Source organism: Microbacterium sp. M (genome assembly GCF_045181065.1).
Taxonomy (GTDB): Bacteria; Actinomycetota; Actinomycetes; order Actinomycetales; family Microbacteriaceae; genus Microbacterium.
The window spans coordinates 2,779,164-2,799,522 of sequence record NZ_CP173721.1 but is presented as its reverse complement, the minus strand read 5'-3'; the positions used below and the strand labels follow the sequence as shown (position 1 = coordinate 2,799,522).

The following is a 20,359-nucleotide window of genomic DNA, read 5'->3' as shown; positions in this document are numbered from 1 at the left end:
TGCGTTTCGACTCGGTCGGCTTCGCCGTCCTCGCTCAACGAGCGAGGGGAGCGGCGGGAATGAACCGCGCCGCGAGGGCCTCGGACGCGCGCGCGAGCATCGCGACGTCGGCTCCCACGGCCACGAAGTCCGCGCCCTGGGCGATGTAGGCACCCGCGCCCGCCGGGTCGAAGGCGTTGACTCCGACGGCGGCCCCCGCGCCCTTCACCGCGGCGAAAGTTCGCGCCACGGCATCCAGAACTTCCGGATGCGACTGCTGGCCGAGGTGTCCGAGGGATGCTGCGAGATCCGACGGGCCGACGAAGACCGCGTCCACGCCGTCGACGGCTGCGATCTCGGCGGCGTGCTCGACTCCGGCGGCCGTCTCGATCTGGACGGTCAGCGAGACGTGCGTCGCGGCATCCTGCAGGTAGCCGTCGACGCGGTTCCAGCGCGCGCTGCGCGAGAGCGCGCTGCCGACACCGCGCACACCGTGCGGGGGGTACCTCGTCGCCGCCACGGCGGCTTCGGCCTCGGCAGCGGACGAGACCATCGGCACGATGATGTTCTGGGCGCCGAGATCCAGCACCTGCTTGATGATGACGGCATCGTTCCACGGCACGCGCACCAGCGGCACGGCGGGATAGGGCGCGACGGCCTGCAGCTGATGCAGGACGCTCTCGAGCGAGTTCGCCGAGTGCTCCATGTCGATCAGCAGCCAGTCCAGGCCGGAGCCCGCCGCGATCTCGGCGACCACGGGGCTGCCGGAGCAGACCCACATTCCGATCTGCGAGCGGTCGGCATCCGCGAGTCGCGAACGGAAGGAGGGGGCTAGATGAAGCGGCATTCGATCGTTCCCATCTCGCGGTAGTCGCACAGAACGTGATCCCCGGGGGAGACCCACATCGGACGTGTGAACGATCCTGCCAGGATGATCTCTCCGGCCTCCAGACGCGCGCCGTGCTGGTGGAACTTGTTCGCCAGCCACGCGACGCCGGTGGCCGGGTGCCCGAGGACTCCGGCGGCGACCCCGGTCTCCTCGATCTCGCCGTTGCGGCTGAGGACGCCGGGTACCCAGCGCAGGTCGATCTCGTCCGGCCGTTTGCGGACCGTTCCGAGCACCATCGCACCGTACGCGGCGTTGTCGCTGATGGTGTCGACGATCGTCCGTCCCTCGAGCTCGATGTGCGAGTTCAGCACCTCGAGCGCCGGGACCGCGTAGTCGATCGCGGCGAGGGCATCGTCCAGGGTGCAGTCCGGACCCTCCAGTGGATGCTCGAGCACGAACGCCAGCTCGACCTCGACGCGCACGTTGGAGAAGTTCGCGTGCCGGATGTCGGCGCCGGATTCGTGGACCGTGTCGTCGAACATGACCCCGTAGTCCGGCTCGGTGATGCCGGTCGCCTGCTGCATCGCCTTCGAGGTCAGGCCGATCTTGCGACCGACCAGTCGGCGTCCGGAGGCGATCTGCGCGTCCCGCCAGACGCCCTGGATCGCGTAGGAGTCCTCGATCGTCGCCTCGGGGAAGCGTGCGGTGATCCGCGGGATCACGCCGTGCGTCCGGTCGGCCTCCGCCAGCTCGGCGGCGATGTCGGCGATCTGCGTGGATGTCAGCATCCGTCGGCCCTCACAGCTGGTGGCCCAGCTTGTACTCGCCCTGCTTCCATTCCGGCATCGCTTCGTCCTCAGGGCGGGTGTAACTGAACCCGTCCGCGCCGATCGTCACGGCCATCTCGCTGTCGTCGGTGCGGGCGACGACGGGCTGCGGGTTGCCGTCGAGGTCGAGCACGAGCGACGCATCCGTGTACCAGGACGGCACGACGGGGTTTCCCCACCAGTCCCTGCGCTGGTTGTCGTGGACGTCCCACGTGATGACGGGGTTGTCCGGGTCTCCGGTGTAGTAGTCCTGCGTGTAGACCTCGACACGGTGCCCGTCCGGGTCGCGCAGGTACAGATAGAATGCGTTGGAGACGCCGTGACGGCCGGGACCGCGCTCGATCGCGTCCGAGCGGCGCAGCGCGCCGAGCTTGTCGCAGATCGCGAGGATGTTGTGCTTCTCGTGCGTCGCGAAGCACACGTGGTGCATGCGCGGACCGTCACCGCCGGTCATCGCGGTGTCGTGCACGGTGGGCTTGCGACGCATCCACGCGGCGTAGACGGTGCCCTCCTCGTCCTGGATGTCCTCGGTGACGCGGAAGCCGAGGTCCTGCATGAACTTCACGGCGCGGGGGACGTCGGGGGTGACCTGGTTGAAGTGATCCAGGCGCACGAGCTCGCCGGGAATGTGCAGGTCGTAGCGCCACGACATCCGCTCGACATGGTCGGTCTGGTGGAAGAACTCATACGGGAAGCCGAGCGGGTCCACCACCCGCACCGAGTCGCCGATGCCCTTGACGAAGCCGTCCGGGTTGCGGCGGACATCGCAGCCGAGCTCGGTGTAGAAGGCGACCGCGCGGTCGAGGTCCTCTGCGGCGCGCACGCGATACGAGAACGCGGCGACGGCGGCGATCGGGCCCTTGCGCAGCACGAGGTTGTGATGGATGAACTCCTCGGTCGAGCGCAGGAAGATCGCCTCGTCGTCCTCCTCGGTCACATACAGGCCGAGCACATCCACGTAGAACTGACGGGATGCCGCCAGGTCCGTGACGACGAGTTCCATGTAGGCGCAGCGCAGCACGTCCGGGGGAGTGGATGCCGGGGTCGGCGTCGGGTTCCGTGCCTCGATCGGAGCCTCCTGGCTCACGTAGAAGCCGGACGAGGTCAGCGTCATGTCCTGTCGGTTCGTCATGTCAGCGTCCTTGCTGGTCGAAGGGTCAGTGCTTGCCGAAGGTGGGGTTGTGCACCGCGCCGAGCGTGATGTGCACGGCCTGCTGATCGGTGTAGAAGTCGATCGAGCGGTAACCGCCCTCGTGGCCGAGGCCGGAGGCCTTCACGCCGCCGAACGGGGTGCGCAGGTCCCGCACGTTGTTGCTGTTCAGCCACACCATGCCGGCCTCGACGGCACCGGCGAAGTTGTGTGCGCGCTTCAGATCGTTGGTCCAGATGTAGGCGGCCAGGCCGTACTTCACACCGTTCGCGAGGGCCAGGGCCTCTTCCTCCGTGTCGAACGGGGTGATCGCCACGACCGGCCCGAAGATCTCCTCCTGGAAGATGCGGGCGTCGGGGGAGACGTCGGCGAAGACGGTGGGAGCGACGAAGTTGCCCGCATCGAACCCCTCAGGCCGGCCGCCGCCGGCGACCAGGCGACCCTCGGACTTGCCGATCTCGACGTACGACATGACCTTGTCGTAGTGCTCCGGATGCACCAGGGCGCCGACCTCGGTCGCGGGGTCATGCGGATAGCCGACCTTCACGCGCTTCGCCTGGGCCGCGTAGCGCTCGACGAACTCGTCATAGACGCTGCGCTCCACGAGGATGCGGGACCCCGCCGTGCAGCGCTCGCCGTTGAGCGAGAACACCCCGAAGATGGTGGCGTCGATCGCGGCATCCAGATCCGCATCCGCGAAGACGACCGCAGGCGACTTGCCGCCCAGTTCCATCGAGAGGCCCTTCAGGAACGGCGCCGCGTTGGCGAAGATGATCTGCCCGGTGCGGCTCTCGCCGGTGAAGGAGATCAGCGGGACGTCAGGATGCTTCACGAGTGCATCTCCGGCATCCTCGCCGAGACCGTTCACGAGGTTGAAGACGCCCTGGGGGAGTCCGGCCTCCTCGAAGATGCCGGCCCACAGCGATGCCGACAGCGGCGTGAACTCGGCGGGCTTGAGCACCACGGTGTTGCCTGTTGCGAGCGCGGGGCCGAGCTTCCACGACTCGAGCATGAACGGCGTGTTCCACGGGGTGATGAGGCCGGCGACGCCGATGGGCTTGCGGTTGACGTAGTTGATCTGGCGACCGGGGACCTTGAACGTGTCGTCGGCCTGAGCGACGATGAGGTCGGCGAAGAAGCGGAAGTTCTCCGCCGCACGTCGCGCCTGTCCGAGCGCCTGCGTGATGGGCAGTCCGGAGTCGTACGACTCGAGCTCGGCGAGGCGCTGATCGCGGGATTCCACGATGTCGGCGATGCGGTGCAGCACACGGCTGCGCTCGCGCGGCAGCATCCGTGGCCACGGGCCATCGTCGAACGCGCGCTTGGCGGCGGCGACGGCCAGGTCGATGTCGGCCTTCTTGCCGGCGGACGCCGTGGTGTACGTCTCGTTGGTCACGGGGTCGAGCACGTCGAACGTGTCGCCGTCGGCCGAGTCGACGAAGGCGCCGTCGATGTAGTGCTGGATGTGGTCGGGCAGGTCGGCGGGGATGCGGGAGCCGGTCATGTCTTCTCCTGGTTCCGTTCAGAGGATGTGCATGCCGACGGCTTCGTCGGGATGCTCGTGGTCGAGGTAGGCGTCGAGGGTCGCGGCGTGGTGTCGGCGCGCGGCGTGCTCGATCTCGTTGAGCGGCGCTCCGCTCTCGATGAGGGCGACGATCTGCTCGTGCTCGCGCACGGACTCGTGGGCCCGCCCGGGGACGAAGCTGAAAGTCGAGTCGCGCAGGCGGCTCAGCCGTGCCCACTCGGCCGTCACGAGGTCGTGCAGTCGAGGGTTCGGGCATGGAGCGATGAGCGTCGCGTGGAAGCGCTGGTTGAGGCCCGTGAACGCGGACGGGTTGAAGTGGTCGAGCGTGCGGACCATCTCGTCGTTGATGGCGCGGGCCGCGCGCAGATCGTCCGGCGTGAGCGCACGGGCCGCCATCGCGGTCGCGGTGCCCTCCAGGATGCTGAGCGCCTCCATGCTGTGTCGGTACTGGGCATCGTCGACCATGGCGACGCGAGCGCCCACGTTGTGCTCGAACTCCACGAGGCCCTCGGCCTCGAGCTGGCGGATCGCCTCGCGGACCGGGACGACGCTCATGTCGAGTTCGCCGGCGATCGAACCGAGGACGAGCCGGTAACCGGGGGTGTAGGTCTGCGTCGCGATGCGCTCCTTGATCCAGTGGTACGCGCGCTGCGACTTGCTGAGCGTCTGGGTCACGAGCGATCCTTCGTCCTGGCCTCGTAGCGGGACCGCCACGCGGCGTTCATCGGGAACAGCCCGTCGACCGGGTGTCCGGCTGCCACCTGTTCGGCGATCCAGGCGTCCTCGTCCTCCTGCGCGAGGGCGGCATCGGCGACCTCCTCGGCGATGGCGGGCGGGATGACGATCACGCCGTCGCCGTCGCCGACGATGATGTCTCCGGGCTGGACAGTGGCGCCGCCGCACGCGATCGTGACGTCGACGTCCCATGGGACGTGCCGGCGTCCGAGGACCGACGGGTGCGCGCCGCGCGAGAACACCGGGAAGCCGGTCGAAGCGACCGCGTCGAAGTCGCGGACACCCCCATCGGTGACGACGCCGGCGGCACCCCGCGTCTGGGCGCGCAGGGCAAGGATGTCGCCGAGCGTTCCGGTGCTGTCGTCTCCGCGGGCCTCGATCACGATGACCTCGCCTTCGCCCACGGCGTCGAACGCGCGCTTCTGCGCGTTGTAGCCGCCGCCGTGAGAGGCGAACAGGTCCTCGCGGAACGGCACGAACCGCAGTGTCTTCGCCGTGCCGACGATCCTGGTGCCGGCGATGTTCGCAGTGACGCCGTCGATGAAGCAGGCCGTGATGCCGCGCTTGCGCAACTGCGATGAGAGCCCGGCGGTGGGGGCGGCTTCGAGCTTGGCGCGGAGCGCAGCGGGCAGGCCGGGTGCGGCGTCGGGGAGGCCTGCCGCCTCGCGTGAGCCCCACGCCTCAGCACGCTGCAGATCGTCGACGGCCGGAAGCGAGCCGAGCGCGGGATCGAACGGCACCTCGCCCTGTACGACGGTCGTGATGAGCCGGCCGGACGTGGCACCAGCAGCATCCACCTCGATCTCGACGACGTCGCCGGGGACGATGACGCTCGAGCCGGCCGGCGTGCCGGTGAGGATGACGTCGCCGGTCTCGAGCGTGAAGTGCTGCGAGAGATCCGCGACCAGCTGGGGGAGCGGGAAGAGGAGCCCGGCCGTCGTGTCGTCCTGTCGGAGCTCGCCGTTGACCCAGGCGCGCACACGCAGCGCGGACGGGTCGACCGTGCGGGCGTCGATGAACTGCGGGCCCAGTGGCGTGTAGCCGTCGCCGCCCTTCGAGCGCACGTTCGATCCCTTGTCGTTCGCGCGCAGGTCGTAGAGTCCGAGATCGTTGGCAGCGGTGATCCACGCGACGTGAGCCCAGGCATCCGCAAGGCTCACCCGTCGGGCCGGCTCGCCGATGATCAGGGCGATCTCGCCCTCGAAGGCGAGCAGCTCCGTGCCGGCCGGTCGCTCGACCGTGCCGCCGGATGCCGCGACGGAGCTCGCCGGCTTGAAGAAGTACGAGGGGTGAGCGGGGCGACGTCCGCGCTGTTCGGCGCGGGACGCATAGCTGAGGTGGATCGCGATGATCTTGCCGGGGCGGGCGATCTGGTCCGTCACGGGGCGCCTCCTTGCGTCGTTGCGGCCGCTCTTGTGCGACATATTCGAAATCGTATATCATCGCCGTGCCGGGTGGCAAGCAATCATCCACCCGACCTTCAGACGACGACGTCGACCAAGGAGCATCAATGACTGATCACCCCGGCTTCACGCCGACCGGCACCATCGCGACCTCCGCCGACCGGCGACGGGTCGTGTTCGCGACCGTGGTCGGCACCACCGTCGAGTGGTACGACTTCTTCATCTATTCGACCGCCGTGGCGCTCGTCTTCAACGAACTGTTCTTCTCCGCGCTCGGGGCGAACAGCCTGCTCCTGGGGTTCGCGACCGTCGGGATCAGTTTCCTGTTCCGGCCGCTCGGCGCCTTCCTCGCCGGACACTTCGGCGACAAGTACGGGCGCAAGACCGTGCTCATGTGGACGCTCATCCTGATGGGGGCGGCGACCGCGTTGATCGGTGTGCTGCCCACGGCTGAGGCGATCGGGGTGGCGGCTCCGATCCTGCTGGTGCTGCTGCGCATCCTGCAGGGGCTGTCAGCCGGCGGCGAATGGGGTGGCGCCGTGCTGATGGCTGTCGAGCACGCACCGAGGACGCGGCGCGGGATCTTCGGCGCCTCGCCGCAGATCGGTGTTCCGCTCGGCCTGCTGCTGGCGTCCGGTGTGATGGCGATCATGACCGCAGTCGCCCCCGGCGACCAGTTCCTCGCATGGGGCTGGCGCATCCCGTTCCTGCTCAGCGTCGTCCTGATCCTCGTCGGCTACTACGTCCGTCGGCGCGTCGAGGAGAGCCCCGTTTTCACGGAGCTCGCCGAGCGCAAGGAGAAGGCCCAGATGCCGATCGTGCAACTGTTCCGCAAGCACCTGCTGCTCGTGATCATCGCCGCGCTCGTGTTCGCCGGCAACAACGCGGTCGGGTACATGACCACCGGCGGCTACATCCAGAACTACTCGACGAACCCCGATGGTCCGCTCGGCCTCGACCGCGGACTCGTGCTCTGGGCGGTCACCGGTTCGGCCGTGACGTGGCTGCTCACCACACTGCTCGCGGGTTGGGTCTCGGATCGCATCGGTCGCCGCAGCACCTACATCATCGGCTGGATCCTCCAGCTCGGCGGCGTGATCCTGCTCTTCCCGCTGGTGAACACGGGGAACATCTGGCTGCTGTTCACAGCGCTCGCCGTTCTCACGATCGGGCTCGGGTTCACCTACGGCCCGCAGGCGGCGCTGTACACGGAGCTGTTCCCCGCCAGCATCCGGTTCTCGGGCGTATCGATCTCGTACGCCATCGGTGCGATCGCGGGCGGCGCTTTCGCACCGACCATCGCGACGGCGCTCGTGGCCGCCACCGGCTCGACCGACGCGGTCACGTGGTACCTCGCAGGGATGACGCTGATCGGACTCGTCGCGACCTTGCTGCTGCGCGATCGCAGCGGCATCCCGCTCGGCCCTGACCACGAGGCCGAGCAGGCAGTCAGCCCGATCTACGGGGTCGCGAAGGCGTGAGGCGGGAGCCGCGCGCCGCGCGGCCGTCTGCCAGGATGAACGCATGAAGACCACTCAGCTGCGCCGTTACGTGCTCGTCGACGGAGAATACGACGCGTTCGTCGACTGGTGGGAGCAATGGATGCCGCAGGTGCGCCCCGCGGCCGGATTCACGATCGAGTTCGCGTACGGCCTTCGCGAGACGAACGAGTTCGTCTGGGCGGTCAGCGCCGAGGGCGACGCAGAGGCGTTCCTGGCGCGCGAGGCCGATTACATGGCTTCGGACGCGCGGGCCGCGGCGTTCGATGGCGTTCCGCAGCGGGTCGCGTCTTACGACATCCGGTTGGTCACGGAGTACTCACCGGCGAGCTGACCTCGCCGACCCGCGGGTCGGATGCCGGGTCAGCCGCCGAGCGCTTCGCGTACGGCGTCGGCCGAATGCGTCAGCCGGGCGGCGATGGCGTCGTCGTCGTGACTGCTGGCGACGAACACGACGGCGATCGCGGCCGGCCCTCGCCCGCGGACGGTCAGCGGGACGGCGACCGAGCGCAGCGTCGGGATCACCTCATCATGGCTGGTGGCGTAGCCGCGCGCGGCGACGGCTGCCGTCTCGTCGACGAGTTCAGCGGGCAGCAGAGTCCTCGCTGCATCGCCCAGTTGCGCGAGAATCGCCTTCCCCGGTGCGCCACGTGTGACGGGATGCCGTGTGCCGGGGCGTTGCGCGACCGGATTGACCGTGTGGCGCGGCTCGACGCTGACCAGCGTCACGCACTCATCGTGGTCGAGCACGGCGAGAAAGCATGTCGCCCCGAGCTCGTTCGCCACGGCGGTGAGCTCGGGGAGTGCCTCGGCCTGCAGGTCGTGGGCGACGCCGGCGGCCAGCGCTGCCAGCCCCGCGCCGAGCTGCACGCGACCGCCGGAGTCCCGGGTGACGAGTCCGTGCTCCTCGAGCGTGCGCAGCAGTCGGTACGCGACCGAGCGGTGCACTCCCAGGCGTGCGGCGATGTCGTCGATCGTGAGCGGTTCGCGGGCGTCCGCAAGCACTTCGAGGATGCGGATGCCGCGGCTGAGCGTCTGCGAGGCGGGCGCCTGCGTCGGAGTGCTGGCCATGGTGGTCCTGTCGTTCGGGGCAGGCTTGTACGCCGGCATCCGCTTCGTATACGATCTGTTCAATAGTAGAACGGTGCGTTCGAATATAGAACACGCCGGCCTCGTTCCGCAAGGTACCGGGCACACCTCGACACCGTCGTCCGAGGAGGACACGATGCAGTTCCATCACCACGGCTACGTCTCGCAGGATCCGCGGGTGCTGCCGGCATCCGGCTCGGGCCTCGAGCGGCCGAGCGATCTCCCCGACGAGGTCGACGTGCTCATCGTCGGATCAGGACCCGCGGGGATGCTGCTGGCCGCGCAGATGTCGCAGTTCCCAGGGGTCACGACGCGCATCATCGAGAAGCGCACAGGACGGCTCGAACTCGGTCAGGCGGACGGCATCCAACCGCGCAGCGTCGAGACGTTCCAGGCGTTCGGATTCGCGGAGCGGATCATCGCCGAGGCGTACAACATCGGGTGGATGAACTTCTGGGGGCCGGACCCCGAGACCCCTGCGAACATCCGACGGACCACGCGGACAGCCGACTACGCATACGACATCTGCGAGTTCCCGCACCTGATCGTGAACCAGGCGCGCGTGCTGGATTACTTCGCCGAGGCGGCGGCGCACGGACCGGCGCGGATCGTGCCGGACTACGGTGTCGAGTTCCTGGGGCTGACCGTGCACGAGGAGGGCGAGTTCCCTGTCGAGGTCAGGGTGCGAGGAGCCTTCGGCGAGCGCACCGTGCGGGCGAAGTTCGTGGTGGGCTGCGACGGCGCACGCAGCGGCGTGCGCGAGGCGATCGGGCGCACGCACGTCGGCGGGATCTCGGCGCACGCGTGGGGCGTGATGGACGTGCTCGTGAACACGGACTTCCCCGATTGGCGCACGAAGTGCGCGATCAACGCCGAGGCGGGGAACATCCTGCACATCCCGCGCGAGGGCGGGTACCTCAGCCGGATGTACATCGATCTCGGCGAGGTTCCGGAGAACGACGAGCATCGCGTGCGTCAGACGCCGATCGAGGCGATCATCGAGAAGGCCAATGCGATCCTGCATCCGTATTCGATCGACGTGAAAGAGGTCGCCTGGCACAGCGTGTACGAGGTCGGACACCGCGTGACCGACGGCTTCGACGACGTGATCGACGGGTCGGGACGCACGCCGCGCGTCTTCCTCACGGGTGACGCGTGCCACACGCACAGCGCCAAGGCCGGTCAGGGCATGAACGTGTCGATGCAGGACGGCTTCAACCTGGGCTGGAAGCTCGGTGCCGTGATCACGGGGCGCTCGCCGGAGTCGCTGCTGGCGACGTACGGCGCGGAGCGGCGGCCGGTCGCGCAGCAGCTGATCGATTTCGATCGTGAGTGGTCCTCGCTGATGGCGCGCAAGCCCGAGGAGATCTCGGATCCGAATGACCTCGCCACCTATTACCTCGCGACCGCGGAGTTCCCGTCCGGGTTCATGACGCAGTACAGTCCGTCGATTCTCGTGGGTTCGGATGCGCACCAGGCACTCGCGGCCGGGTTCCCGCTCGGCAAGCGGTTCAGATCCGCCGAGGTCGTGCGGGTCTGCGACGGCAACGTCGTGCACCTCGGCCACCACGCCAGGGCGGATGGACGCTGGCGGGTGTACGCCTTCGGGGGTCGGGATGCCTCCGCGCTGGTTTCGTGGGCCGCAATGGCGTCGGAGGTGTTCGCCCGCTTCACCCCGTCGGATGCCGATGTCGACGCCCTCTTCGACGTCAAGGCCGTGTATCAGCAGCCGTTCGAGGAGGTGGATTTCCCGTCGGTGCCTGCGCTGTTCCAGCCGAAGACCGGGCCGCTCGGGCTGACCGACTGGGAGAAGGTCTACGCGGCGGGGCCGTCGAAATGGACGGCGACGGATGTCTTCGAGGCGCGCGATCTGTCGCGCGACGGTGTCGTCGTGCTGGTGCGGCCGGATCAGTACGTCGCGGCGATCCTGCCGCTGGACGGCGTGGGGGAATTGGACGCCTTCTTGAGCGGTGTGTTCCTGCCGGCATCGTGAGCCACATCGGGCTGGTGGATGTCGGAGGCCGGGCCTAGCTTGGAGTCGGGCGGGACGGTCTCGCCGTGGAGGTGTGCGCTATGGATTGGAAGATCGAGCTGATCTTCGTGCCGGTGACAGACGTCGACCGCGCGAAGGACTTCTACGTCAAGATCGGCTTCAACGCCGACCACGATCAGAGAGTGAACGAGGAACTCCGTTTCGTCCAGATGACCCCGCCGGGTTCCGCCTGCTCGATCGCCTTCGGCACCGGTCTCGGCGACAGCATGGAGCCGGGGCAGCAGAACTCGATCCAGGTCGTCGTCCCGGATGCGGATGCCGCGCTGGCGCAGCTGCGCGATGCGGGTGTCGAGGCGAGCGGTGTCGACGAGCAGGCGTGGGGGAGGTTCGTCACCTTCGACGACCCGGACGGCAACACGTGGACGCTGCAGGAACTGCCCGACTACTCGGCCGCGGCTCAGAGCTGACCCGGGGCGGACGAGCGTCGTGAGTGCCGAGACGGCGGAGCAGGCTGCGTTGGTCGGACGCCTCCGCAGCCTGCTCGTCGCGGAGCCCAGCGTGCGCGAAGTGTCGATGTTCGGCGGCAGATCGATCATGGTGAACGAGAAGATGATCGTCGCCGCGCAGCGGGATGGGGCGCTGCTGGTGCGGGTCGCTGCGGATCGGCACGAGGACCTGCTCACGAATCCGGGCGCCACACAGGCCGAGATGGGAGCGGGTCGCGACATGGGGCCTGGCTGGATCGATGTCGCCCCTGCCGCCATAGAGGGCGATGACGGCCTGGCGTTCTGGGTCGCAGCGGCGCTGGAGCACAACCGCGCCGTGGCGGGGTAGTGCGGTCCGATTGCTGCGTCGACGCAGATTCTTGACCTTCAGGCGGGGTGAGAGTCGATCATTGTTCCATGGTCCAGTTCCAGGAGCCCTCGGAAAGCCGGCTGGGCGTGACCGAGCGACAACGGCTGCAGACGATCAGCATGTTTTCGCGTGCGGTCGGGCTCAGCCCGAGTGCTCTGCGTCAATACGGCGAGAGTGGTCTCATTGCTCCAGCCGCGGTGGAAGAACGGACGGGATACCGCTATTACGGGATTGACCAGCAGCAGCGTGCGATCTGGATTCGTCGGCTGAGGGATGCGGGGCTGCGGCTCGAACGCATCCGGTCGGTGTTCGAGAGCGACAGCGCCGAGGCGGAGGTCGTCTTGGACGATTGGCTCGCCGAAGTTGAGTCGCGTTCGGCATCGATCGAGGCGCTGGTGAGTGACGTGAAGTCGAGCTTGCGTGCCCATCATGTTCGCAACCCGCAGTATCGCTCTTCGGTGCGTTTCGACGCGGCTGTGCTCTCGGCCGCACTGGGGCAGTTGGGTCCTGTCACGGGGGCCAGCGCCACGGAATCCGGCCTCGATGGTGTTCTCATAGAAGTACGATCGGACTCGGCGGGGATCATCGCGACAGATCGCTATGTCCTGCTCGCGCGGATGAATCTCCCCGCAAGCGTCGACGGACCTCCTGCGAGAGTTCACCTGACTACATCTGCTGTGCTCGCCTGGCTGCGGGAGCGGCGACAAGTCGAGCTGACCGTCGAGCTCCCGGTTGGTCGAGAAGAGCAGCGACGGGAATCGCGCGCCTGGTTTCGTGACGATCGAGGCGAAGAGATTGCGTTGGCTCAGGAGCCGGACCGTTTTCCCGACGTGCGTCAGATCATCGACGCAATCGAGCCCGCACGCGGCAGAGTGCTGTTCGCGCGAGATGATGTGCTGCAGCTCGCCGCCGAGCGCGACACTCAGGGTGTTCTCCTCGCCTGCGGGGAATGCTCGGGCCGCCTCACAATTGGCGATCGTGTCGTTTCGGGGCACGGCATCGGCACATTCTCGTCGCTCGAATTGTCGGCCTCAGCGGTGCTGCGCATCGCTGAGGCTGCAGTCGGTGACGAGCTCTCGTGCGATGTTTCAGTACCCGGCCAGCCGCTGGTGTGGCGTGCGCCAGCGCAGCCGGACTTCATAGCGCTGATGATGCCCCGAGCTGTATGAGCCGGCCGCAGATTCCGAGGGGATTCAATGCCTGGGTCGCCACGTCGGTCGGCTCTGAACTCGGCTCCGGCGTCCTCGCTTTCGGCCTGACCTGGATCGCTTCCGGTCATGGTCCGCAGGTCGCTTCCTGGGTGCTCACGCTGACCGTGGCGCCTTCGGTCGCTCTCGGACTTCTCGGCGGAGCGGTTGCTGACAGATTCGGGGCGAGCCGTGTCATGATCTTCGGCACGTCGGCACTGATGATCGTGAGCGGCGGTCTCGCGGCAGCCGTGGCGGCGTGGGGAACGCCACCGGTGCTACTGATGGTCACCGCGGCACTGATCGGTACAGTTGCGGCGTTCCATCGCCCTGCGGTTGGTGTCTTTCCCCGGCTCTTCGTTGCGGACAGCAGTGTGCTCGGCGCTGCCATGGCGCGAGCGGGAATGGCCAGCCAGCTCGCACGGACCATCGCACCACCATTGGGCGGACTTCTCATCGGCATGATTGCGTTGAGCGGAGTCGCACTGATCGACGTGCTGGGTTGCGTCATCATGCTGGTCGCGCTCCTGCTGGTCCATCCGCCCCTGAAGCAGGCGCCGGTGGCAGAAGCCGTCACGTTCAGGGGCATGGTCAGCGGAATCGCCACCGCCCGCACCACCCGTGGTGTATCGGCCCTGTTGTTGTGCGTCGCGATCGTCGCGGGCGCAGTCATCCCTGCAGTCCTGCTCGGCATCCCGTTGGCCGCCCGCGAACGGGGCTGGACGGCGGCGGAAGCCGGCCTGATCGAGGCCGGTTGGATTGCAGGCGGCCTGCTGAGCGGCGCATGGTTCGCGTGGCGCGGCACCGTGTCCAAGGCATGGCGCCCGATGGCCGCCGGCCCGATGATCGTCGCGGCCGGTCTCGGGCTTCTTGCAGTATCGGCCAGCTCTCTGCTCGCGGTGGCAAGCACCACTCTCATCGGCATCGGCGTCGTCGTCTTCACAGCCCACGTCTTCCCGACTTACATTCTGCTCGCGCCGCCCACGATGCTTTCAAGATTTCAAAGCCTGCTCATCCTGGTTCAACAAGCACCGCAACTCATCGTGAACCCATTGATCGGGCTCGCCGTCGCCGCCGTCGGAGCGGGCCCGACGCTCGCGATGTCGGGAGTCATCGCACTGGTCGCGTCTCTCGTCGTGCTGACCGACAGGACGTTACGAACGTCCGCCGTGGACACGTGATGCTCAGCCGAGAACGCCTGCATGGTGTTTCTGACGCGCGTCAGCGGTTGACGATCGGGGTGCCCTGGTGGAATCTCATGCGAGGGGCGTCGCCCGTGGTGTCCCAGATGGATGTGTGCCGGCTGCCGGTCCCCGGGTCGCATATGCGGTAGGTCAGTAACGTCAGATTCGGACTGAGCTCACTGAAGCTCCACTCGTCAGTGGTCGGGGTCGATCGTTCTCCCTCGTCCGCCAGTGACTTCACGATCTCAGCTCGCGTCCAACGACGGCCAGAACGACCCACCTCGGTGAAATCTTCGTGCAGGAGAGTCAGCAAGCGCTCGCGGTCGGTCCGCACCGCTGGAGTCAGGAGCGATTCTTCAAGCGCGCGGAGGAGCGTGTGATTCATATCCCCAGCCTGGCAAAACGACTCACCGAATTCGATTGGTTTCTACCATCTCTTCCGCAGAATCGGATGCCGCAGTCCGGCCAGGCGAGCCGATCCCGCTGCTGGCAGTCAGAGAAGCCGTCGCTCGAAAACCACGTTGAGTGGGCGCGAAGCCCTCTGCTTCGAAGAACGTGCGCGCGTCCCGGTTGTGGGGGCGTGAGCGGAGGAACCTTCGCTGGCGAGGACCCTCAACCTTCACGTCGAACGCTGAGGACATCAGAGCGGTTCGGGGCGTTGTCATCGGCTTCGTTCGACTCTGTAGGCGTGGAGGAGTCGGGGCCGCGGAAGAGCACGAAGATCACGAGGACGGCCATGACCGCGACGCCGACCCACATTGCTTGCTGCCATCCGGCGATGAAAGCGTCGTTCGCGGCGGCGAGAATCTGCTGCGCGTGAACCCCGGCGCTCTGGCTGATCGCCGTGGCGTTGGCGATGCCTTCACGTGCTGTCGCCGCGAATTCTTCGGGCACACCTGAAAGGCGTCCGGCGATCGCGCTCTGGTATCCGGCCACCAGCACACCGCCCAGCAACGCGATGCCCAGGGCTGCTCCGAGCTCTCGGGAGAGGTCGTTCAGGGCTGAGGCGACGCCCTGCTGCTCGCGAGGAAGCGATGAGGTGATCGCTTCAGTGGAGGGCGTCATCGCCAGGCCAGCGCCCAGCCCCATCGCGATGAGTCCGGGGAGCACGCTGAGGTATCCGCCGTCGGCGGACACGAACGCGGCCATGAGTGCGAGTCCTGCGGTGGCGATGGCGAGTCCGATGACCATGGATGCCCTGGCTCCGATGCGTGCCGTCAGACGAGGGGCGAGACCGGAGGCGAGCATCATCAGCAATGCCATGGGCATCATGCCGAGTGTGGAGAGCAGTCCGCTCCATCCGAGGACGACCTGGAAGAACGGATACAGCACCAGGGACACTCCGCCCAGGACGCCGAACCACACGAGCAAGACCGTGGTGCCCGAGGAGAGGCTTCTGGTGCGGAAGTGCCGGATGTCCAGCAGCGGGTGCGGGATGCGCAGTTCCCACAGGATGAATCCGGTGGTAGCGAGTGCTGCTGCGATGAGTGGGATAAGTACGATCGGGTCGGCCCAACCGAGTGACGGTGCTTCGTGCAGGGCGAAGGTGAAACCGACGGTCGCGATGATCGAGGTCAGCGCCCCCAGGGCATCGAACCGGCCGGGAGTTTTGTCGCGGGAGTTGGGAACTGCGCGAGCACCGATCATCAGTGCCGCGACCGTGAGCACGATGGGGAGCGCGAACAGCCAGCGCCAGGACGCGATATCGACCAGCAGGGCGGAGAGGTACATCCCCAGGATGCCGCCGCCTCCGGCGACTGCGCTCCACAACCCGATCGCCCTGGATCGCTCCTTGTCGGGGAACGACGAGGTGATCACCGACAGAGTGACGGGCATGATCAGTGCCGCACCGATGCCGCTGAGCATGCGCGCGACGATCATGACCTCCATGACCGGGGCCATGGCGGCGGCGATGTTCGCGATCCCGAACACCGCCAGCCCCACGATGAGCACCGGCTTGCGACCGAGCCGGTCGCCCAGTGCTCCCAGGGGGAGGAGGAGCGCCGCGAGGGTGAGGGTGTAGGTGTTGATGATCCACAGCACCTGCCCCTGGGAGGCATCGAAGGTCGTCGCCAGCTGCGGCTGAGCGACGTTGAGGCCGCTGACTGAGGCGACGACGGCCATCAAGGCGATGCAGACGGCCCATAGGATGGCCCGTCTGCGTCGTGGATCGTCGATGACTGGAGAGGCGTGTTCTGCACCGGCGTGAGTGGTGGAGGTCATAGTGGACGTGTTTCCTTTCAGGAGCTGTTCTGCCTGGCGCTGATCGCAGGCAGGCCAAAGCAACGCCGAGGTCGAAGGACCTGGGCGCGGGTAGGGGGAGGCGAGTCAGGTAAGTCGGTGGATGCGGACGATCACGTCACGCAATCGCATCGGGGAACCGCCGGGGTGGACGGTGCGCACTTGCTCATAGGCGGAGTCGATCCGCCATTCCGGAGAGTCGAACAGGTTCGTGATCCCCTCGAGCGTCGCTGTCGCTCCTTCGGGATGGTCGTGCCCGTGGTGAGCGTCGGGATGATGGCTGTGGAGGTGTCCCACGATCAGGAGCGTTCCGCCGGGGGCGACCCAGGAGGCGATACGACGGTAGAGCGGGAGCTGCCTGATCTGCGCGTGGGCGTAGTTGGTGACCACGAAATCCCACGTCCGTCCCGGCTGCCACCGCGACAGGTCGGCCTCCACCCAGTCGACGCGCTCGCCCACACCAGAGGTAACAGCACGAGATTTCGCCTCCGCCAGTGCGGTCGAGGAGATATCGGCAGCCGTGACCTCCCAGCCTTGCTCGGCCAGCCACAGCGCTTCGGTCCCGGTTCCGCATCCGGCATCCAGCGCCGTGCCGACGGGCAGGTGCGCGGCCTCCGCTGTCAGATACGGGTTGACGGGAAGCTGGCGTTCGCGGCCGGAGGTGGCGTCGCCCCATTGGTCCTCCCAGTAGTCCTTGTCGAACTCGTTCATTGCGCTGTCCTCCCGCTCGTCCGTGATGTCCATACAAGGATCACGCAAGCAAGCACGACTGGCAATCTTTCTTGCCGAATGGCAAACTGGAGACATGAGCGAGCACTCCGATCAGACCCTCGACACGGTGGGTCCACGCCTGAAACACCTTCGGCTGCGCCGCGACATCACCCTCACCACGCTTGCTGAGGAGACCGGGATCTCCACAAGCACCCTGTCCCGACTGGAGGCAGGGCTGCGGCGGCCGACTCTGGAGCAGTTGCTGCCGTTGGCTCGCTACTACGGCGTCACCCTCGACTCCCTCGTCGACGCGCCTCGCACGGCCAACCCCAGAATTGATCTCCGACCCATGTCATGTGCCGATGGGTCGATCATCATCCCGCTCACACGCCGGCCCGGGGGCGTCCAGGCATACAAGTTCGTTCTCCCCACGGGCCGCGACGGTGCGACTCCAGACCTTCGCTCCCATGAAGGGTTCGACTGGGCCTACGTGCTGAACGGCACTCTCCGTCTGGTGCTCGGCGATCAAGACCTGCTCTTGGAAGCCGGCCAGGCGGCCGAGTTCGACACCCGCACACCCCACTGGTTCGGGGCCACCAGCGCCGGACCGGTCGAATACCTCAGCCTCGTCGGACGCCAGGGCCAGCGCGCCCATGTACACGTTTCTGTCGGCGACCAGTAGCGATGCTCGTCCATCGCAGGAGGGGTGTCGACGAGCTCGGGCGGTGGGCGCCGCCGCAGACCGCGCCCATCACCCGACGTCTCACAGCCGGGGTGAGCCGGGCAGGTGTGCAAGACTCGCGGCGTGACTCCGAGTTCTGATGTTGACGCAGACGACGTTGGCTTCGTGGTCGTCAGCTTCACGGTTATCGCCGCAAGACCCATCGACGGGCTGGTCAGGTACTTGCGTGAGTCCCGGACCCCGGATGGTGAGTTCTTCTATGACCTTGGAACGGAGACGTTCGAAGAACTCGAAGCGGAGAATCGGGCGGATCGGCTTGACGCCGCAATAAACGGAATGCTCGACCTTGTGGAGCACGTTCCTCGTTCGATGTTTCACGATCCCCACGTGTTCGTTCGGCTGTATCTGACCTTCGGTCGAGGCGCAGAGACGGTCTCGGCCGACGCCCTGAGGCGAATGGCTGACGTGAACGCCACCATGTGGATCGACTCATAGCAACGCCGATCGGCACTCCCGCTCGACGTCGATGACTCGCCTGCCGAATCGGTCGACTACGGCTGGCGGCGGTGCCACCGAAGCATCCTGCCGATATCTGATGCGCCGAAATGGACCGTCCGGGGCTTTCGGCCGGGGAAATCGAGGCGTCAGGCCGAAGCACGACGATGAACAGGTTTCGTGCACCTGAAGCTGCCTCGGCACCTCGTCACGCGCGCCATGGCGGGGTTGGCTTCCCCGCGCGCCATGTGTTATCCGCCGACCCATTGGGGGAGGAGGGGGCGTGGGGTGCGCCATTTTTGTTGGGGGTCCCACCAGGAGGGGCCTTGGATTTGGGGTTTGCCGTCGACCATGCGGATGTGCCATCCGGAGTGGTCGATGGTGCGGTGGTGCCAGTAGCAGAGGGGGACGCCGTTGCTGGTGCTGGTGGGGCCGCCGTGGGAGTGTTCGATGACGTGGTGGATTTCGCACCAGGTGGCGGGGACGTGGCAGCCGGGGATGAGGCATTCTTTGTCGCGCAGGATGATGGCGCGGCGTTGGTAGGCGTTGAAGATGCGGTCGGTGGTGGTGATGCCGATGATGCGGCCTTCGTCGATCAGGACGCGTTGGATCATGGCATGGCAGGCGAGGTGGGCGGCGACGGAGGTGGAGACGGGGGTGTCGACGCCGGCGATGTGCGCCCATCCGGTGCCGGTGGCGAAGTCGGACGCGTCGATCTGGACGACGAGGGTGGGTGCGGCGCCGCCGAGGGTGGGCATGTCGTGGTGGCGGGCGGCGATGCCGAGGGCTGTGGCGAGGGCGTCGTGTTGTTTCTGGGGCCTTGTGCGGGTGTCGATCACGTTGCGGGGGTCGGTGTTGAACGGGTCCTCCGCCGATCCGCACCCGGCCAACAGGCCATCATCCGCTTCGTCGCGCACGACCGCACTGCCGCTGCCTGCGCGGTCGTTGCCGCTGGCGCTTCCGGTGCTGTCGGTGAACGCGACGCCCAAGTCCGCCGGTCCCGCCGTTTTGGGGTTGGTCTGGGCGTCGATGATGAGTTTCAGTTGCGCGAACACTTCGGGCAGCAGGGCCCCGCGGATCGGGTAGACGCCGTCGCGGAGCCGCCCGAACGTCAGAGACCGGTTCAGCGCGGCCTGCGCCTCGGACGGTGCCCGCCCGTCCGGGTCCAGATACGTGGCGATCAGCTGCGCGTACTGCCGCAGGTCATCCGGCGTCGCCGCCGGCCCCGCCTCCGCCGTGTCCGCCGAGTCGGTTGCGTCATCCGCGTCCCCGAGACCCGCGCCGTCGATCCCGCGCGCACAGTCCGCCAGCGCGGCATCGGCCCGCAGCTGGTCCTGCCCGCTGATCCGCCCGCGGGTGCGGTCGATGGGGTCGATCGCGGCGAGCAGTCCGGCGATCCCGACCACCCCGTCCAGCAGCGCCTCCCGCAACCCGGGCCATTGTGCCGGCAACCGGGCGCCGGTGGTGATCTCCACATCCCGGTGCACCGCACCGGCGGCCTTCACCACCCTCGAGGCCCCTGCCGCGTCCACCCGCAGCACACGCTGGAGGAGTTCGTTCATGTTCCGGCATCCGAACACCGCCGGAAACGTCGGCACCCCCGAACCGGCCGGACGCCCATCAACACACGCGGCCGTCTCGGTCACCAGCGCATCCAACCGCCGCTGCGCCTCACCCGCGAGCCGGAGAACCTCCAGCTTCTCGGCATCCGACATCCCATCCAGACCCGCCGAGCGCACCGCGGACTCGATCGTGCGATCGAGGTCGGAAACGACCCGATCGAGAACCGCCGCGGTGCTGTTCATAACTACTATTGAACACCCCACCACCGACACCCAACCATCGAACAGATGATCTGTGGATAACTTCCGACGCCGGGCTCGTGCTGTAACGTTCTGTGTCATGCCGAGTCCTGAAGCAGACAGGTCAGGGGCTGTCGTTCTCACCGCCAGCCCCATGATCCGCTGACCACGAC

The 20,359-nt window shown here is 67.3% G+C and carries 20 protein-coding genes; 9 read left to right on the top strand and 11 right to left on the bottom strand.

Features of this window, described 5'->3' with window-relative positions; translation table 11 throughout:
- Window positions 1–34 precede the first annotated feature (34 nt).
- Genes ACI7YT_RS13885 through ACI7YT_RS13860 form a run of 6 tightly spaced genes read right to left on the bottom strand, consistent with a single transcriptional unit; the run spans window position 35 to window position 6,427 of the window.
- Entirely contained in the window at window positions 35–826 is a 792-nt protein-coding gene (locus tag ACI7YT_RS13885; protein ID WP_406246164.1) for an HpcH/HpaI aldolase/citrate lyase family protein, read from the bottom strand.
- On the bottom strand, window positions 811–1,596 hold the full coding sequence (locus ACI7YT_RS13880; RefSeq protein ID WP_406246162.1) for a 2-keto-4-pentenoate hydratase: 786 nt from the start codon (window positions 1,594–1,596) through the stop codon (window positions 811–813). The genes ACI7YT_RS13885 and ACI7YT_RS13880 overlap by 16 nt, the downstream gene beginning before the upstream one ends.
- A gap of 10 nt (window positions 1,597–1,606) precedes the next feature.
- The gene (hpaD, locus tag ACI7YT_RS13875) at window positions 1,607–2,767 is read right to left on the bottom strand and encodes a 3,4-dihydroxyphenylacetate 2,3-dioxygenase (protein WP_406246160.1); all 1,161 of its coding nucleotides are present in this window, start codon (window positions 2,765–2,767) and stop codon (window positions 1,607–1,609) included.
- Between the two features lie 25 nt (window positions 2,768–2,792).
- Window positions 2,793–4,289 carry a 5-carboxymethyl-2-hydroxymuconate semialdehyde dehydrogenase gene (hpaE, locus tag ACI7YT_RS13870; protein WP_406246159.1) on the bottom strand — a complete coding sequence of 499 codons (1,497 nt, stop codon included), beginning with the start codon at window positions 4,287–4,289 and terminating at the stop codon, window positions 2,793–2,795.
- A gap of 18 nt (window positions 4,290–4,307) precedes the next feature.
- Entirely contained in the window at window positions 4,308–4,985 is a 678-nt protein-coding gene (locus tag ACI7YT_RS13865; RefSeq protein WP_406246157.1) for a GntR family transcriptional regulator, read from the bottom strand.
- Window positions 4,982–6,427 carry a fumarylacetoacetate hydrolase family protein gene (locus tag ACI7YT_RS13860; RefSeq protein ID WP_406246155.1) on the bottom strand — a complete coding sequence of 482 codons (1,446 nt, stop codon included), beginning with the start codon at window positions 6,425–6,427 and terminating at the stop codon, window positions 4,982–4,984. The genes ACI7YT_RS13865 and ACI7YT_RS13860 overlap by 4 nt, the downstream gene beginning before the upstream one ends.
- A 128-nt stretch (window positions 6,428–6,555) precedes the next feature.
- Here ACI7YT_RS13860 and ACI7YT_RS13855 point away from each other — a divergent pair, with 128 nt between their 5' ends.
- On the top strand, window positions 6,556–7,929 hold the full coding sequence (locus tag ACI7YT_RS13855) for an MFS transporter (protein WP_406246153.1): 1,374 nt from the start codon (window positions 6,556–6,558) through the stop codon (window positions 7,927–7,929).
- 43 nt (window positions 7,930–7,972) lie between these two features.
- A complete protein-coding gene (locus tag ACI7YT_RS13850; protein WP_406246152.1) occupies window positions 7,973–8,281 on the top strand; it encodes a hypothetical protein in 309 nt (102 codons plus the stop codon).
- Window positions 8,282–8,310: 29 nt separating this feature from the next.
- Here ACI7YT_RS13850 and ACI7YT_RS13845 read toward each other — a convergent pair whose 3' ends face one another.
- Window positions 8,311–9,018: an IclR family transcriptional regulator gene (locus ACI7YT_RS13845; protein ID WP_406246151.1), complete on the bottom strand. Its 708-nt coding sequence runs from the start codon at window positions 9,016–9,018 to the stop codon at window positions 8,311–8,313.
- 154 nt (window positions 9,019–9,172) lie between these two features.
- Here ACI7YT_RS13845 and ACI7YT_RS13840 point away from each other — a divergent pair, with 154 nt between their 5' ends.
- From ACI7YT_RS13840 to ACI7YT_RS13820, 5 genes are all read left to right on the top strand, one after another.
- Complete coding sequence (locus ACI7YT_RS13840) at window positions 9,173–11,029, top strand: FAD-dependent monooxygenase (protein ID WP_406250585.1); 1,857 nt, start codon at window positions 9,173–9,175, stop codon at window positions 11,027–11,029.
- Window positions 11,030–11,109: 80 nt separating this feature from the next.
- The gene (locus ACI7YT_RS13835) at window positions 11,110–11,496 is read left to right on the top strand and encodes a VOC family protein (protein WP_406246149.1); all 387 of its coding nucleotides are present in this window, start codon (window positions 11,110–11,112) and stop codon (window positions 11,494–11,496) included.
- Between the two features lie 19 nt (window positions 11,497–11,515).
- A complete protein-coding gene (locus ACI7YT_RS13830) occupies window positions 11,516–11,863 on the top strand; it encodes a TfoX/Sxy family protein (protein WP_406246147.1) in 348 nt (115 codons plus the stop codon).
- A gap of 68 nt (window positions 11,864–11,931) precedes the next feature.
- The gene (locus ACI7YT_RS13825) at window positions 11,932–13,053 is read left to right on the top strand and encodes a MerR family transcriptional regulator (RefSeq protein ID WP_406246145.1); all 1,122 of its coding nucleotides are present in this window, start codon (window positions 11,932–11,934) and stop codon (window positions 13,051–13,053) included.
- The gene (locus ACI7YT_RS13820; RefSeq protein WP_406250584.1) at window positions 13,050–14,252 is read left to right on the top strand and encodes an MFS transporter; all 1,203 of its coding nucleotides are present in this window, start codon (window positions 13,050–13,052) and stop codon (window positions 14,250–14,252) included. The genes ACI7YT_RS13825 and ACI7YT_RS13820 overlap by 4 nt, the downstream gene beginning before the upstream one ends.
- Window positions 14,253–14,292: 40 nt before the next feature.
- Here the strand turns inward: ACI7YT_RS13820 and ACI7YT_RS13815 are convergent, their stop codons facing one another.
- The 3 genes from ACI7YT_RS13815 to ACI7YT_RS13805 form a co-directional block, all read right to left on the bottom strand.
- A complete protein-coding gene (locus tag ACI7YT_RS13815; RefSeq protein ID WP_406246143.1) occupies window positions 14,293–14,640 on the bottom strand; it encodes a DUF4440 domain-containing protein in 348 nt (115 codons plus the stop codon).
- A gap of 227 nt (window positions 14,641–14,867) precedes the next feature.
- Window positions 14,868–16,478 carry an MFS transporter gene (locus ACI7YT_RS13810; protein WP_406246142.1) on the bottom strand — a complete coding sequence of 537 codons (1,611 nt, stop codon included), beginning with the start codon at window positions 16,476–16,478 and terminating at the stop codon, window positions 14,868–14,870.
- A gap of 105 nt (window positions 16,479–16,583) precedes the next feature.
- Entirely contained in the window at window positions 16,584–17,207 is a 624-nt protein-coding gene (locus ACI7YT_RS13805; RefSeq protein ID WP_406246140.1) for a class I SAM-dependent methyltransferase, read from the bottom strand.
- Between the two features lie 94 nt (window positions 17,208–17,301).
- Here ACI7YT_RS13805 and ACI7YT_RS13800 point away from each other — a divergent pair, with 94 nt between their 5' ends.
- Entirely contained in the window at window positions 17,302–17,889 is a 588-nt protein-coding gene (locus tag ACI7YT_RS13800; RefSeq protein WP_406246139.1) for a helix-turn-helix domain-containing protein, read from the top strand.
- A gap of 123 nt (window positions 17,890–18,012) precedes the next feature.
- On the top strand, window positions 18,013–18,384 hold the full coding sequence (locus ACI7YT_RS13795) for a hypothetical protein (RefSeq protein WP_406246137.1): 372 nt from the start codon (window positions 18,013–18,015) through the stop codon (window positions 18,382–18,384).
- 251 nt (window positions 18,385–18,635) lie between these two features.
- Here ACI7YT_RS13795 and ACI7YT_RS13790 read toward each other — a convergent pair whose 3' ends face one another.
- Entirely contained in the window at window positions 18,636–20,189 is a 1,554-nt protein-coding gene (locus ACI7YT_RS13790; protein ID WP_406246136.1) for a DUF222 domain-containing protein, read from the bottom strand.
- Window positions 20,190–20,359: the final 170 nt, after the last annotated feature.